At 71.1% G+C, this 14,088-nt stretch carries 11 protein-coding genes; 4 read left to right on the top strand and 7 right to left on the bottom strand.

The window, feature by feature from the left end; translation table 11 throughout:
- Positions 1-4 precede the first annotated feature (4 nt).
- Positions 5-958 (bottom strand): lysophospholipid acyltransferase family protein, encoded by a 954-nt coding sequence (locus OZ403_RS05385; RefSeq protein WP_140787922.1) that lies wholly within the window; start codon positions 956-958, stop codon positions 5-7.
- 17 nt (positions 959-975) lie between these two features.
- On the opposite strand from OZ403_RS05385, the gene astB reads away from it, so the two are divergent.
- A complete protein-coding gene (gene astB, locus OZ403_RS05380) occupies positions 976-2,298 on the top strand; it encodes an N-succinylarginine dihydrolase (RefSeq protein WP_140787920.1) in 1,323 nt (440 codons plus the stop codon).
- Positions 2,299-2,436: 138 nt separating this feature from the next.
- A complete protein-coding gene (locus tag OZ403_RS05375) occupies positions 2,437-2,973 on the top strand; it encodes an aminoacyl-tRNA deacylase (protein WP_174258655.1) in 537 nt (178 codons plus the stop codon).
- Between the two features lie 21 nt (positions 2,974-2,994).
- Here the strand turns inward: OZ403_RS05375 and OZ403_RS05370 are convergent, their stop codons facing one another.
- On the bottom strand, positions 2,995-5,613 hold the full coding sequence (locus tag OZ403_RS05370; RefSeq protein ID WP_268783639.1) for an O-antigen ligase family protein: 2,619 nt from the start codon (positions 5,611-5,613) through the stop codon (positions 2,995-2,997).
- A gap of 102 nt (positions 5,614-5,715) precedes the next feature.
- Complete coding sequence (locus OZ403_RS05365) at positions 5,716-6,336, bottom strand: hypothetical protein (RefSeq protein ID WP_268783638.1); 621 nt, start codon at positions 6,334-6,336, stop codon at positions 5,716-5,718.
- 99 nt (positions 6,337-6,435) lie between these two features.
- Between OZ403_RS05365 and OZ403_RS05360 the strand changes: the two genes are divergently transcribed.
- Positions 6,436-6,726 carry a hypothetical protein gene (locus OZ403_RS05360; protein ID WP_140787908.1) on the top strand — a complete coding sequence of 97 codons (291 nt, stop codon included), beginning with the start codon at positions 6,436-6,438 and terminating at the stop codon, positions 6,724-6,726.
- A 79-nt stretch (positions 6,727-6,805) separates the two neighbouring features.
- Here OZ403_RS05360 and OZ403_RS05355 read toward each other — a convergent pair whose 3' ends face one another.
- The 3 genes from OZ403_RS05355 to OZ403_RS05345 all read right to left on the bottom strand — a co-directional run bounded on the left by OZ403_RS05355 (position 6,806) and on the right by OZ403_RS05345 (position 10,369).
- Positions 6,806-7,993: an acyltransferase family protein gene (locus tag OZ403_RS05355; RefSeq protein WP_140873423.1), complete on the bottom strand. Its 1,188-nt coding sequence runs from the start codon at positions 7,991-7,993 to the stop codon at positions 6,806-6,808.
- A 2-nt stretch (positions 7,994-7,995) separates the two neighbouring features.
- Positions 7,996-9,294, bottom strand: a complete 1,299-nt coding sequence (locus tag OZ403_RS05350; RefSeq protein WP_268783637.1) for a UDP-glucose dehydrogenase family protein — start codon at positions 9,292-9,294, stop codon at positions 7,996-7,998.
- Positions 9,295-9,397: 103 nt separating this feature from the next.
- On the bottom strand, positions 9,398-10,369 hold the full coding sequence (locus OZ403_RS05345; RefSeq protein WP_268783636.1) for a nucleotidyltransferase family protein: 972 nt from the start codon (positions 10,367-10,369) through the stop codon (positions 9,398-9,400).
- Positions 10,370-10,548: 179 nt separating this feature from the next.
- On the opposite strand from OZ403_RS05345, the gene OZ403_RS05340 reads away from it, so the two are divergent.
- Complete coding sequence (locus OZ403_RS05340) at positions 10,549-13,308, top strand: FG-GAP-like repeat-containing protein (RefSeq protein ID WP_268783635.1); 2,760 nt, start codon at positions 10,549-10,551, stop codon at positions 13,306-13,308.
- Positions 13,309-13,368: 60 nt separating this feature from the next.
- Here the strand turns inward: OZ403_RS05340 and OZ403_RS05335 are convergent, their stop codons facing one another.
- Entirely contained in the window at positions 13,369-13,803 is a 435-nt protein-coding gene (locus OZ403_RS05335) for a YciI family protein (RefSeq protein ID WP_140787898.1), read from the bottom strand.
- Positions 13,804-14,088: the final 285 nt, after the last annotated feature.

Here is a 14,088-nt window from a genome sequence, read left to right as displayed (position 1 = left end):
CTTATCACCCGGCGGATGCGGGCGCCGCCTCCGGAAGTGGGACGTCCTCGCTCACCGGTGGACGCGTCTTCCAGCGCTGGTGCATCCACACCCACTGTTCCGGCGTCCGCCGGATGGCGGCTTCGATTCGGCTGGACAGGGCGGCGGTGAGGGCCAGGGCGGCCGCCTCGCGGTCCGTGTCCTGGGGCACCGGGACCTCTTCCATGGACAGGCGGTACCCTTCCCCTTCGCGGTGGCAGAAGCCCGTCACCACCGCCGCGCCCGTGCGGATGGCCAGGTCGGCGGCGGCGCGTGGGGTGGCGGCCAGCTGCCCGAAAAAGGGCACGAAGAGGGACTGCACCTTCGTGTCCTGGTCGATGAGGATGCCGAGGATTTCGCCGTTGCGCAGGGCGCGCAGCATGGCCCGGGCGGCGCCTTCCTGGCCGCGCCAGATGCTCCGCACCCCGCCCCGCGCCCGGAACTGGCCCACCAGCTCCGTCAGCCGGGGGTCCGTGGTCTCCTTGGCGATGCTCTGGCTGGGGTAGCCGGCGCGGGCCACGCGGCGGGCGAGCAGCTCCCAGTTCCCCACGTGTCCGGACACGAAGACGACGCCGCGCCCTCGGGCCAGGGCGGCCTCCAGCACCTGCCGGTCGGCGTCCGGCCAGGAGACCAGGCGCTCCAGGGCCTCGTCCAGGGCGCCCGTGCAGGCCACCTCCAGCGCGGCGGCGGCCAGGTGGCGGAAGGCGTCACGGGCCAGGGCCTGCCGGTCCGCGTCCGACTTTTCCGGGAAGGCCACGGAAAGGGACTTGAGGGCCTTGCGGCGCTCCCCTCCGGCCAGGGTGTAGGCCAAGGCGCCCAGGCGCGCGCCCAGGCTCCGGGCGACGCCCAGGGGCAGAGGTTGAAGGAGCAACAAGACGCCACGGATGAGCACGTAGCGGAGGAAACGCTTGAGGCGCTTTGCTAAGGGTGGACGCTCCACGAGGCGTTCAATATCCCATGCGCGAATACAACTTCGACGGGCTCGTTGGCCCCACCCACAATTACGGCGGCCTCTCGCCCGGCAACCTGGCGTCGCAGAGCCATGTCGGTGAGCCCAGTCACCCCCGGGACGCGGCCCTCCAGGGGCTGGAGAAGATGCGCTTCGTGTCCGCCCTGGGGGTGGGACAGGCGGTGCTGCCGCCCCAGCCGCGCCCGTCCCTGCACGCGCTGAGGGCGCTGGGCTTCACGGGCTCGGACGAGGAGGTCATCACCCGGGCCGCGCGCGAGGCCGAGCACCTGCTGCGACTGACGTCCAGCGCGTCCTCCATGTGGACGGCCAACGCGGCCACGGTGGCACCCAGCGCGGACACGGCGGATGGCCGGGTGCACCTGACGCCGGCCAACCTGTCGCAGATGTACCACCGGGCCATCGAGGCGGAGACGACGCACTCGGTGCTGCGCGCCATCTTCTCCAATGAGAAACACTTCGCCGTGCACGCGCCGCTGCCGGGCAGCGGGCACTTCGCGGACGAGGGCGCGGCCAACCACACACGGCTCGCCACGCCCGGGCACGCGGGCGTCCACCTGCTCGCCTGGGGCCGCAGCGCGTGGCAGGACGTGCAGGGGCCCAGCCGCTTCCCCGCGAGGCAGACGCTGGAAGCCAGCCAGGCGCTGGCGCGGCTGCACCAGTTGGATGCGAAGTCGGTGCTCTTCCCGCAGCAGCACCCGGAGGGCATCGACGCGGGGGCCTTCCACACGGACGTGCTGGCGGTGGGCAACGAGCGGTTCCTGATGCTGCACGAGCTGGCCTTCGTGGACCACGCGGGGCTGTTGGCGGTGCTGCGCGAGAAGCTGGGCCAGGACTTCCGCGCGGTGGTGGCCACGAAGGCGGAGCTGCCGACGAAGGACGCGGTGAAGGCGTACCCGTTCAACTCCCAGGTGCTGACGCTGCCGGACGGCACCATGGCGATTGTGGCGCCGGTGGAGAGCCGGGAGACGCCCGCGGCGCGGCAGTTCCTGGAGCGCGTGGTGGCCGAGGACACGCCGGTGAAGGCCGTGCACTACCTGGACGTGCGCCAGTCGATGAACAACGGTGGCGGCCCGGCCTGTCTGCGCCAGCGGGTGTGGCTGACGGACGAGGAGCGCGGGGCCATCAAGGCGGACGTCTTCTACACGCCCGCGCTACATGACTCGCTGGCTGGCTGGGTGCGGCGGCACTACCGCGAGGTGCTGCGGCCCAAGGATTTGCAGGACCCGCAGCTGGCGCGAGAGACGATGACGGCGCTGGATGAGCTGACCCGGATTCTCAACCTGGGCAGCGTCTACGACTTCCAGCGCTGAAGCGTGTCGGACGCCCGGCTGCCCTACGGACGGGCGTTCAGGCGCTCCGTGGTCGGCTGTAAGCCCGAGTGTGGCAGGCACCCGTGGTCGGACGCGCTGGCGGTCATCACCTTCTTTCTAGAGGAGGTGAGATTCCCCATGATTCCCGAAGCGATACAGCACTATCTGCGCCGCAACGGGGTGCGTTTCGAGCGGTACTGGCACCCGCGTGCCGTCAGCGCTCAAGAAGTGGCCGAGTCGCTGCACGTCTCCGGCTGGCGCGTGGCCAAGTCCGTCATCGTGATGGCGGACCGGCAGCCATGGATTGTCGTCGTCCCCGCGGCGGGCACCGTCAACCTGAACCAGGTCCGAGACATGCTGGGTGCCCGGCACGTCCGCCTCGCGACCGAGCCGGAATTCTCCGGCCACTTTCCCGACTGCGAGGTGGGCGCAGAGCCCCCCTTTGGTGAGCTCTACGGCCTGCCCGTCGCCGTTGATGAATCCCTCAGCCTGGCGGAACGGCTGCTCTTCCGCGCGGGCTCCCACGAGGAGTCGCTCGAGCTGCGCTTCCAGGACTTCGCCACCCTGGAGTGGCCTCTGGTGGCCTCCTTCATCGACAAGGAGCAGCAACTCCAGGCCGCCAGCAACATCGGCGCGCCCAGCCGTCCCCGCGAGGAGGCACACGCCCACATCTGAACCGGAGCGAGGCCCGGGCACCTAGTGCGCGTCCCGAGCCTCGCCATCCACGTCCGGGCCACGCAGCAGGTGCTCCAGCTCCGCCGCGCGCGGGTCCTCCGATAGCGTCTTGCGCCGCGAATCCACGCGCGCGCGCTCCGCGCCTTCCAGCCGCGACACCCAGGCCCGTGCCTCGGCCCGCGCGCCCGCGGGAAGATGCCGCATGCCCTCGTGGACCGAACGCGCCGCCGCGTCATAACGCCGCAGCGCCTCCTGGGTCCGAGCCACCGCGAAGAACGCGTCCGCCCCAGGCGCGAGCCGGGCCGCCGTCTGCCGCCGCTCCAGTGCGTGGGAGAGCAGCCCCTCGCGCTCCAGGCACGCCGCTTCCATGGCCAGCAACCGCGCGCGCTGGGCGTAGTCCGTGATGAAGGGCGCCAGCGCCTGGAGCGTGTCCTTCGCCCGCCGCGTCAGTCCCGCGTCCAGCTGCTGCGCGGCCAACTGGAAGGACAGCGCCACGTTGCCCGGGAAGCGCGCCAACAGCCGCTCCAACGCATGCAGGGCCTCCTCCCGCTTCCCCTGCGCCCGCAGCACTTCCGCGCGCAGCAGGTGCGTGTCCAGCGCGTCCGGCGCCAGGCGCTCCACCTGCGCCCGCGCGGCCTCCGCCGTCTCCAGGTCCCCTCGCAGGATTCGCAACCGGGCCTCGCGCGCCCACAGCGCCGCGGCTTCCGGCTGACCCGCGAAGTGCTCCCGCGCCCAACCCGAGTAGTCCAGCGCCAGCGCCAGCCGCCCCGGCGTGTTGGCCAGCGCATCCAGCAGCCGCACCGCGGTCGCTGGGGACCGCGGCGTCAGCACCGTGAGCGAGGCCAGGGTCTCCGCCTGCGGCAGGGCCTCGCCCAGCAGCACGGTGGCATCCCCGGCCTCGTGCGCCAGCCGGTACTCCAGGAAGCCCTGGGCGCTCCGGCCCAACGCCAGCAGCGCCCGCGCCGCCACCCGGTGGGAGCTGGCATCCAACGGCGCCAGATACAGCGACCGGTTGACCAGGGCCAGCGCCTCCCCTGCCCCCTCACGCCCTCGCGCCGCGTGCGCCGATGCCATCAGCCGGTACAACAGGTAGTCCGAGGGGTGCCGGTCCACCAGGGCCAGTCCCCGCGCGTGGACGTCCTGCGCGGATGCCCCCGACGTGACGAGCCGCACCAGCTCCGCCTCCGCGTCGCCCAGGCGATGACGGCCGGGCACCAGCGCCACCAGCGCCACCGCCGTGAACGCCAGCCCCACCCCCAGCACCGCGCCCGAGGGCCGCGCGCACCACGCCTTCTCCTCGACGGCCCGCTCCCGGGGACGCGCCACCACGCCCAGCGCCACCAACGCCGCCACCGCGCACGCGGGCAATTCCAGGCTGAAGTCGAAGAGGTCGTGCAGCGCCAGCGCCGCCACGCCCGCGAGCGCCGCCAGGTCCACCGTCTCCAGCCCCTCACGGCGCAGCAGCCGCAAGAAGCCCCAGACGGCCACCGCCAGCAGCACCAGCCCCAGCGCGCCCAGCTCCGCCGCGACCTGCAACACCGCGTTCTCCGGGTGCGTGAAGGTGTTGGGATTGGGCTCCGTCTGGTAGCGCGGAAACGCCGCCTCGAAGGCGCCGCGCCCCATGCCCAGCATGGGAAACGCCCGCGCGGCGTCCGCCAGCATCGGCCATAGCGCCACCTTGGACTGGCGCAGCTTCTCCACGCTGTCCGCGGTGCGCGCCTCCGCCCACAGGCCGTCCGCCGCCGTGTACGCGCCCACCATCAGCACGCCCAGCAGCCCCAGCAGCGCCGCGGCGCTCCGGGCCCATACCGGGGGCGCCCCTTCACCGGACGTGTGGCGCTTGCGAAGCAGGAACAGCGCCAGCAGCGCCTGTCCGAAGGCGAAGAAGGCAATGCCTCCGCGCGACAGCGACAGCACCACGCCCAGCCCCGACACGCCGGCCGCCAGCGCGTATGGCAACGCCCGCGACTGCGGCCCGCGCGTCAGCGCCAGCCCCACGCCCAGCGTGGACGCCAGCGCGAGGAAGCCGGCCAGGTGGTTCGGGTTGCCAAAGGGCGTCACCAGCGTGGGCCGCGCGTGCATCCAGTGCATCAGCCCGAAGAGGGACTTCACGCCCAGCAACGCATGGCCCAGCCCCACCACCGTGAGGCCCGCGCCGGTGAAGACCACCGCCGCCAGCAACCGCTCCCGGCTGCCCCGCGAGCGACTCACCTGCACCGTCGCGAGGAAGGCCAGCAGGTAGGCCAGGTGCTTCGCCAGCTCGCGCCAGGTGGCGGACGGGTCCAGCGACACCGGCCGCGCCCGCTCCAGCCCCAGCGGAACCAGCGCGAACTCCCGCAGCGCGGCCACCTCCGGACTCAGCAGGCGCAGGACACCGTCCGGCAGGGGCACCAGTTGCACCGCGCACAGGCCCGCCCCCACGGCCAGGGGCACTGCCAGCAGCGGAACGCGCAGCGACTGGCCCTGCCGCTTCGCCCCTATCGCCGCCAGCACCGCCGCGGCGCCGGACAACAGCACCAGCGGACCCAGCAGCCACCCCGCGGCGCCGCCCAACGCCAGCGGACACACCACGACGAGCGCCGCCAGCGCCGCCTCGGCGAACAGGGTGAATCGAGAGGCACTGCGGGAAGCGCGGGGCATGCGGGGATTGGCCGGGTGAGTATCACAGCACTCACGCTCCTCGCCCGTCCCCCTGCCTCCAGTACGAGCCGCCGGGAGACCGGACGTGCTGGAAAGGCGACATCAGAAGGCGAAGGCGACCAGCGGGATGCCAGCGCGCGGCGTCCACTGCCGCGTCTGCATGGCCCCTCGCGCATCCCGGCGGGCCTTCACGTCGCGCAGCTCATCCTCCAGGCGGATGCGCTCGCGAACCAGGCTTTCCCGGTGGGCCCGGTTGATACCCGCTTGCTTGGAACCCGTGACGACGCCCGCGATGAGCAGCCCCACCCCCGCGACTCCGCCCACCGTCATGCCCACCCCCAGGGCCAGCAAGGCGTCGGCGTCGTCATCATTCGACGTGCTCATGCCGACGATGATGAGGGGAATGCCCAACAGCAGCAGCGGGGACAGCACGTATCCCGAGTACGCCATCACCAACGACCCCGCGGGCCAGTTCGTGTCAACGGAGCGAATCTCGCTCTGGAGCATCGCGATTTGCTGCGTCAGCTCGCGAGCGCGGGCGTCCAGGTCCTCCGGCAGGGGCGGCGGCGTGGACGTCCCAGAGACGTCCGGCGCCTCCTCCGCCGGGGCCTGGGCCACGAGGAGCCGGACGGACACGGGCCGCTCGGGCACAGGCGTCAGAAGTGAGTGGGATGTCGAAGTGGACGCGGTGGCCAGCAACGCAGCGGCGACGAGTGACAACATGTGTGGCGTTTCCCCCAGGTGTGGAGCAGCCGGGCGACCCTAGCATCCGCCCAGGCACGAAGGGCTCGAAGCCAGCTTGCATCCAGGGGACCTTCTGGCATGTTCGCCGCAGCCATGCGCCGCTTCATCGTCACCGCCGCCCTCCTCTGTTCCGCCCTGTCCGGCCTCACCGGCTGCAAGGGTGCCTGCCGCGAGCTGTCCGAGAAGCTGTGCGACTGCTCCATCAACTCGGTGGAGAAGGAGCTGTGCCTCCGCCGCGCCTCCCAGGAGGAGAACCGCGTGGAGCCCACCGCCGAGGACGAGGCCGTGTGCGAGGAGCGCCTGGATGGCTGCGACTGCCGCGCCATCGAGACCGAGGAAGGCAAGCGCGCCTGCGGCATCTCCCGCTGAGGCGGCCCACCCGACCGGAGGCTCCAGGCACCTGTGCCCCGGACGCCGCCCGTCTCGCTTGACGGCGCCAGCCCGCCGCTCAGGTCCCCGACACCACCGGCTTCACGGGCTCGCGCGGCGCACCGTCCACCCAGGGCGTCAGCGCGGCGCGGACGCGTGAGCGCAGCGGTGTCTCCACGGAGCGGTGCACCCACAGCGACGCGGGCACGCCCAGCAGCAACACGGTGGCCAGCAGCCCTTCGGGCGTACGCAGCTCCACCCAGGGCGACACCAAAGCCCCCAGGCCCTTGGCCGCCTCCGACACCGGGTACTGGAGCAGGTAGAGCGCGTAGCTGGCGCCCCCCAGCTTCACCAGCGTGGGCCGTGACAGCAGCCAGCCCAGGGCGCCTCCGCCCCGCGCCAGCCCGTACACCAGCAGCCCCGACGCGGGCGCCAGCAGGGCGTTGTGCATCAGCGGGTACGGCACCCTCGAGCCCGCCGCGCCCGCCGCCACCAGCAGCGCCGTCCCCAGCGCCGCCAGCACCGCGCCGGAGCCCTTCACCCCGCCCGCCGCGCGCTCGCGCACGAAGCACCAGCCCAGCAGGACGCCGAAGAGGAACTCCGGCAACCGCGCCAGCGGGTTGAACTTGAGCGCCATCAGCCAGGGCCCCGACGCATGCACGTCCACGGGCCCCGGGCCGTCCGGCAGGAGCGCCAGATACAGCAGCGGCGGCAGCAACCCCAGCACCCACGCGCCGCCCAGGGCCACGGGAAGCCACGCGGGCTTGAGCCAGGGCAGCCCCTTCGCCAGCCGGGGAAAGAGGCCGTAGAAGCAGGCCTCCACCGCCACGGACCAGCCCGGCGGATTCCAGTACAGCGCGAGCCGGGGAACCCAGGCCTGGAGCAGCGCCAGCGTCACCGCCCCGCCCACCGCGAGCTTCGCGGCGGCCACCTTCCAGCCGTTGTCCGCCACGGACGCGGCGATGGTGGTGGGCGCGGACAGGAGGAACGTCAGGACGTAGACGGGGTACACGCGGGCGACGCGGGCGGCCCAGAAGGCCCTGGGCGACGTCTCCATGCGCCCGTCCGCGTCCAGGTAGTTCCAGGCGAGCACGAAGCCGGACAGGACGAAGAAGACGCCCACCGCGGCGTAGCCCGCGCCCACCCAGTCGCGCAGCGCTTCCGGCGCCGTGCCCAGGCACGGCGCCGCGAAGTGGAACAACACGACGTGCAGGGCCGCGACGAAGCGCAGCCCCGTCAGCGCGTCGAGGGCCCTGCTCCCGCTCACCGCTACCGCCGGCCGATGCCGTAGTACGTGAAGCCCAGCTCACGCATGCGCGTGGGGTCGTACACGTTGCGTCCGTCGAACACGACGGGCGACTTCATCAGCGACTTCATGCGCTCGAAGTCCGGGTGGCGGAACTCGTTCCACTCCGTCACCACGAAGAGGCCGTCCACGCCCTCCAGCGCCTCGTAGGGCACGGAGGCGTAGCGGATGCGCTCACCGAAGACGCGCCGGGCCGTGTGCGGAGACACCGGGTCGTGCGCAATCACCTGGGCGCCCTTGCCGATGAGGCCCTCGATGACCTCGATGGACGGCGCCTCGCGCATGTCGTCCGTCTTCGGCTTGAAGGCCAGACCCCACACGCCGAACTTGCGGCCCTCCAGCGAGCCGTAGTGCCTGGCCGCCTTGTTCACCAGCAGCTTCTTCTGGCGCTCGTTGGTGCGCTCCACCGCGCGCAGCAGGTCCAACTCCAGGCCGTAGTCACGCGCCGTGGCCACCAGCGCCTTCACGTCCTTGGGGAAGCAGGAGCCGCCGTAGCCCACGCCCGGGAAGAGGAACGGATAGCCGATGCGCTTGTCCGAACCCAGGCCCTTGCGCACGAAGTCCACGTCCGCGCCCACCTTCTCGCAGAGCGCGGCGATGTCGTTCATGAAGGAGATGCGCGTGGCCAGCATCGCGTTGGCCGCGTACTTCGTCAGCTCCGCCGAGCGCGTGTCCATGAACAGCACCGGGTTCTCGGTGCGCACGAAGGGCGAGTACAGGTCCGCCATCACCTTGCGGGCGCGCTCGGAGTCCACGCCGATGACGACGCGGTCGGGCTTGAGGAAGTCGTCCAGCGCGGCGCCTTCCTTGAGGAACTCCGGGTTGGAGACGACGTCGAACTCGATGTCCGTCACCTTGCGGATGGCCTCGCGCACCTTGTCCGCGGTGCCCACCGGTACGGTGCTCTTGTCCACCACCACCGTGTACTGCTTCATCGCCTTGCCAATCTGCTCGGCGGCGGCCAGCACGTACTGGAGGTCCGCGTCGCCGCTCTCACCCTCGGGCGTGCCCACGGCGATGAAGACGACCTGGGCGGTGGTGACGGCCTCCGCCAGGTCCCGGGTGAAGAACAGGCGCTTTTCGCGCACGTTCTTCTTGATGAGCTCCTCCAGGCCGGGCTCGTAGATGGGGACCTCGCCCGCCTGGAGCATGCGGATCTTCCGCTCGTCGATGTCCACGCACGTGACGTCGTTACCCGAGTCCGCGAAACAGGTGCCCGCGACCAGGCCGACGTAGCCGGTTCCGATGATGGCAATACGCATTGAGGGAGCCCCAGTGAATGTCTCTTGAAGGACTCATACGCCGGGAGGGAGTCCGAAAGGAAGCCCATCCCCGTCACCGGGGCTCCTCTGCAAGCAGCCGGGCCTACTGGCCCGTGAGCAGGCGGCGAACCCGCTCCATCCCCTTGAGGGCCGAGGTCCGGCCGGGGGTGCATACAGGACCCACCACCGTCCGCTCCAACAGCTCCCGCGTCGCCCGGCGCAGCGGCGGCAGCGCGGCGGTGGCGTCCGCGGCGGCGTCCGGGAACAAGCGCGCCACAATCGACAGGGACGTGTAGAGGGCCCGCTCCAGGCGCCACTCCGTGGCCCGGGCCAGCAGCACCGGCACATCCAACGGACGCGAGTACACGCCGCCCATCCACTTCGCGCCGGTGACGAGCTCGCGCAGGTCGATGAAGGACAACCACGGCACCGCGTACCCATGGCGCGCATGCTCCAGCGCCACCAGCAGCACCGCGTCCTCCAGCTCCGGGCGGTAGAGCGAGGAGCCATACACGCGCATGGGCTTCGCCCGCTCGAGGATGCCCGCCGTCTGTTCGCGGCGCTGGGGGCCCAGCACGTCCGAATAGAGCAGGATGACGGTGCGTCCGTCGGACACCACCTTCGCGGCGCCGCTGTTCTCCGTGTCGGGCTCCGGGACGAACTCGTGGTGGGACAGGAAGCCCGAGAAGCCGTCCACGTCCAGGCGCTTCATCAGGATTTGCAGCTCCGGCACGGGGCGGAAGCCCACGTGCGGATAGAGCGAGTCCGCGAAGGACGCGGCGCCCATCAACACCAGCTTGCGTCCCTCCAGCGCGCCCACGATGCGCTTGAAGTTCACGAGCTTCATCACGTTGTCGTTGACGGAGCCCTGGTAGATGCTGAGCAGCTTGTCCCGCGCCCACTCCGGCGCGTTGCCCGCGCCCAGCCGGTACTCCAGGTTGTAGGCCGCCAGGGGCGCCAGGCCCTGCATGATGGCCCAGTCCACATACTCCTCCCAGGGCGCCCCCCGAAGCGCGCCACGCGGCGGGTCGAACGAAGAGAGCACTCGGAAGGTATTGAGAAGACCGGCGGACATGGGCCCCCCTTTAACGGTCCGGACGCATGGCCTGCAACGTCCGGATGACGTCACGCCCGGGCAACAAGGGTGAACAGCCGACACTGGGCGGCCTTCCAGGGTGGGTCCCCAAACCGGTCCGAGTGAATACCTGGGCCGCCCGGTACGTCGCGGGCCGGGCAGGCTTTCTTGGAGGCGGCATGTCGCAGCAGGGATGGTCGGACGGGCGTCCGGGCCGTTGGCTCACGCTCGGAGCGCTCGGATGGGTGGCGTGCACAGGCACGACACCCGAGGAACCTCCGGCATTCGACAACACCACGGCGGTGGAGTCGGAGGCCCGGTGCGAGGTGCGGCCGCCCTTCGAACCCCACTTCGAGCCCGAGGTGGAGTGGGCGTGGACGGCCAGTCCCCTCATGCCCACGCATACTAACGCGCAGGCCACGCCCGTGGTGGTGGACGTCAACGCGGATGGCGTCCCCGACGTGGTGTTCAACAGCTTCGAGGGCTGGAACTTCAAGACGAACGGCGTGCTGCGCGCCATCAGCGGCGCGGACGGCTCGGACCTGTGGGCGGTGACGGACCCGGCGTACCGCACCCGGGGTTCGGCCAGCGTCGCCGCGGGCGACATCGACGGCGACGGCAAGGTGGAGCTGTGCACCGTGCCGGAGAGCGCCCAGGGCATCATCTGTTTCGAGCACACCGGCGCCTTCAAGTTCCGCGCGGATGGGCCCCCGCTCGACTGGGGCGGCGTGTCCCTGGCCGACCTGGACGGGGATGGCTCGGTGGAAATCATCGCTGGCAACCACGTCTACGACAGCAGCGGGACGCTCCGGTGGGTGGGGAGCGATGGCGCGGGCAGCCCGGCCAACGACACCGGACCGCTGGCGTTCGCGGTGGACCTGGACGGGGACGGGCTCCAGGAGGTGGTGAATGGCCGCGCCATCTACCGGCATGACGGAACGCTCAAGTGCAAGGCGGCAGAGCTGGGCCACGGGCTCGCGGGCGTGGGCAACTTCGACGCGGGCCCCGAGGGCGAAATCGTCGTGGTGTGGGACGGCCACGTGTCCTTGATGGACGCGAACTGCAAGGTGAAATGGACCGTGCAGCACCTGGGCGGCGGCGTGGGCGGACCGCCGAACATCGCGGACTTCGACGGGGACGGACAGCCGGAGATTGGCGTGGCGGGCGCGTCCCACTACGCCGTGTTCGAGTCGAACGGCACGGTGAAGTGGCTGAGCCCCACGCAGGACCACAGCTCCAACCGCACCGGGTCCTCCACCTTCGACTTCGAGGGCGATGGCCGCGCCGAGGTCGTCTACGCGGACGAGACGGCGCTGCGCATCTACGACGGCGTGACGGGCCAGGTCCGCTTCGAGGCGCCGCACAGCTCGTGCACCGCGTATGAGAATCCGGTGGTCGCGGACGTGGACGGTGATGGCAACGCCGAAATCATCGTCGCGCAGAACACGGCCTGCGGCTACGGCGACTTCCAGGGCATCCGCGTGTACCGGGACCGCAAGGACGGCTGGGTGAACACGCGGCGCATCTGGAACCAGCACGCCTACTCCGTCACCAACGTGAATGACGACGGCACCCTGCCCGCGCGTCCAGTGAGCAACTGGCTGGCGCCGGGGCTCAACACCTTCCGCACCAACAGCCAGGGCACGGGCACCGTGCGGCCCTTCGCGGCGCCGGACCTCGCCATTCGTCAGGTGTCGGCCACCTGCTCGGGCGAGGGCGCGGTGACGCTTGGCGCGAGGGTGCGCAACCAGGGGGATTCGGCGGCCTCGGCGGGGGTCCAGGTGGCCTTCTACCAGGACGCGGTGGGCGAAGCCGGCACGCTCCTGGGTGTGGCCACCGTGCCCCACAAGCTGGAAGCGGGCGAAGAGACGAGCGTGGAGCTGGCGTTCGACACCACCGAGAGCGGCTGGGTGCTCATCTACGCGGTGGTGGATGACGACGGCACCGGCACGGGACGTGAGCTGGAGTGCCGCGAGGACAACAACGTCGCATCGGCGCAGCTGAAGCTTGCGTGCGCGCCCAACGAGCCTCCGGTGGCGCTGTGCCGGGACGTCGTCGTGGAGGCGGACGCGCAGTGCCGCGCGCCGGCCAGCGTGGACAACGGCAGCCATGACCCGGACGGGCAGCCGGGTCCCTTCACGCTGACGCAGACGGCGCCCGGCCCCTTCAGCCTGGGGCGGCATGCCGTAACGCTGACGGCCCACGACGGCGAGGACAGCGCGGTGTGCCAGGCCACGGTGAAGGTGGTGGACACGACGCTGCCGTCCATCCTCTGCCCGGCGCCGCAGGTGCTGGAGTGCGTGGCGGGGGGCGTGGAGGCCACCTATACCGCCCGGGCGGAGGACAACTGCGGGCCGGTGTCGGTGACGTGCACGCCGCCGGATGGCTCCCGGTTCCCGCTGGGGCGCTCGGTGGTGGACTGCAACGCGGTGGATGGCTCCGGCAATGCGTGTGGCTGCGCCTTCTCCGTGACGGTGCGGGACACGCGGGCGCCCGTGCCCGGCGCGTCCCTGGGCAAGCGGCTGTGGCCGGCGGACCACCAGTACCGCACGGTGACGCTGGCCGAGTGCGCCGCGCCCGCGAAGGACGCGTGCATGGGTGACCTGTCGCTGGAGCGGTACGGCCGCATCATCCGGGTGACGTCGGATGAGTCCGAGGACGTCGCGGGCATCTGCGACGGCGCGACCTGCGACGACATCGACGTGCGGGTGAACGCTACCTCCGTCCAGCTGCGCGCAGAGCGCGACGACACCGGAGATGGCCGCGTCTACACGGTGCACTACGTGGTGGAGGACCCGTCCGGGAACCGGACCGACGGCCGCTGCACCGTGGAGGTGCCTCGCGACTCGGCCGGCCAGCAGGTGCACGACAGCGGACCGAAGTACTGCGTGGGCCAGGGCTGCGCGCCGGGCCTGGGCGGCAGCCCGCTGTGCCCGTGAGGTGAGCGAGGCAGGGGCGTGGAGCGGTGTCGCTCCACCGCCCCGCGTCCGCCCCTCGCCTCAGGAGCCGCGACGCTGGTCCAACTCGGCGCGCAGCTTCTCCTCCTGGGCGCGCAGCTCCGGCGTGAACTCGGAGCCAAGGTCGTCCAACTCGTAGAAGGGGCGGAGCTCCAGGTCCGACTCCTCGCCGGGCATCGGGTCCGGGCAACGGCGCGCCCACTCCACCGCCTCCTCCATCGACTTCACCTGCCAGATCCAATAGCCGGCCACGAGCTCCTTCGTCTCGGCGAAGGGGCCGTCGATGACGCGCTTGGTTCCGTTCGAGAACCGGATGCGCTTGGCGGCGCTGCTCGGCTTGAGGCCATCTCCATCGAGCATCACCCCGGCCTTCACCAGCTCCTCGTTGAACTTGCCCATGTCCGCGAACATCTTCTCGCTGGGCATCGCACCGGCCTCGGAGTTCTTCGTCGCCTTCACAAGCACCATGACCTTCATCGCATCGTCCTTTCGGTTGGGGGGCACCGCCCCGTTCTGAAATGGCGACGAATCAGCCGAACGCGGATCGACACGGCCCCAGGAAAAATCGACACGGCGGCCGGGCGCTGGAAGACCCAAGCGAATTCAGGCTGCTACGAAACGAAGGTGAAAAAGTCCTCCGGATGGAGGCAGACCGGCCGCTCCGCCGCCCGTCGCGGCATCCGCCGAAATGACCGTGGCCCACGGCCCGAGTCGCACGGCGGGAGGTGTGGCCTCCCCCCATGAGGCAGGTTCGCAGGAAGA

Origin of the sequence: Myxococcus sp. NMCA1 (assembly GCF_026810205.1) — a bacterium.
GTDB classification, from domain to species: Bacteria; Myxococcota; Myxococcia; order Myxococcales; family Myxococcaceae; genus Myxococcus; species Myxococcus xanthus_A.
This window is presented reverse-complemented; position numbering and strand designations above follow the sequence as displayed.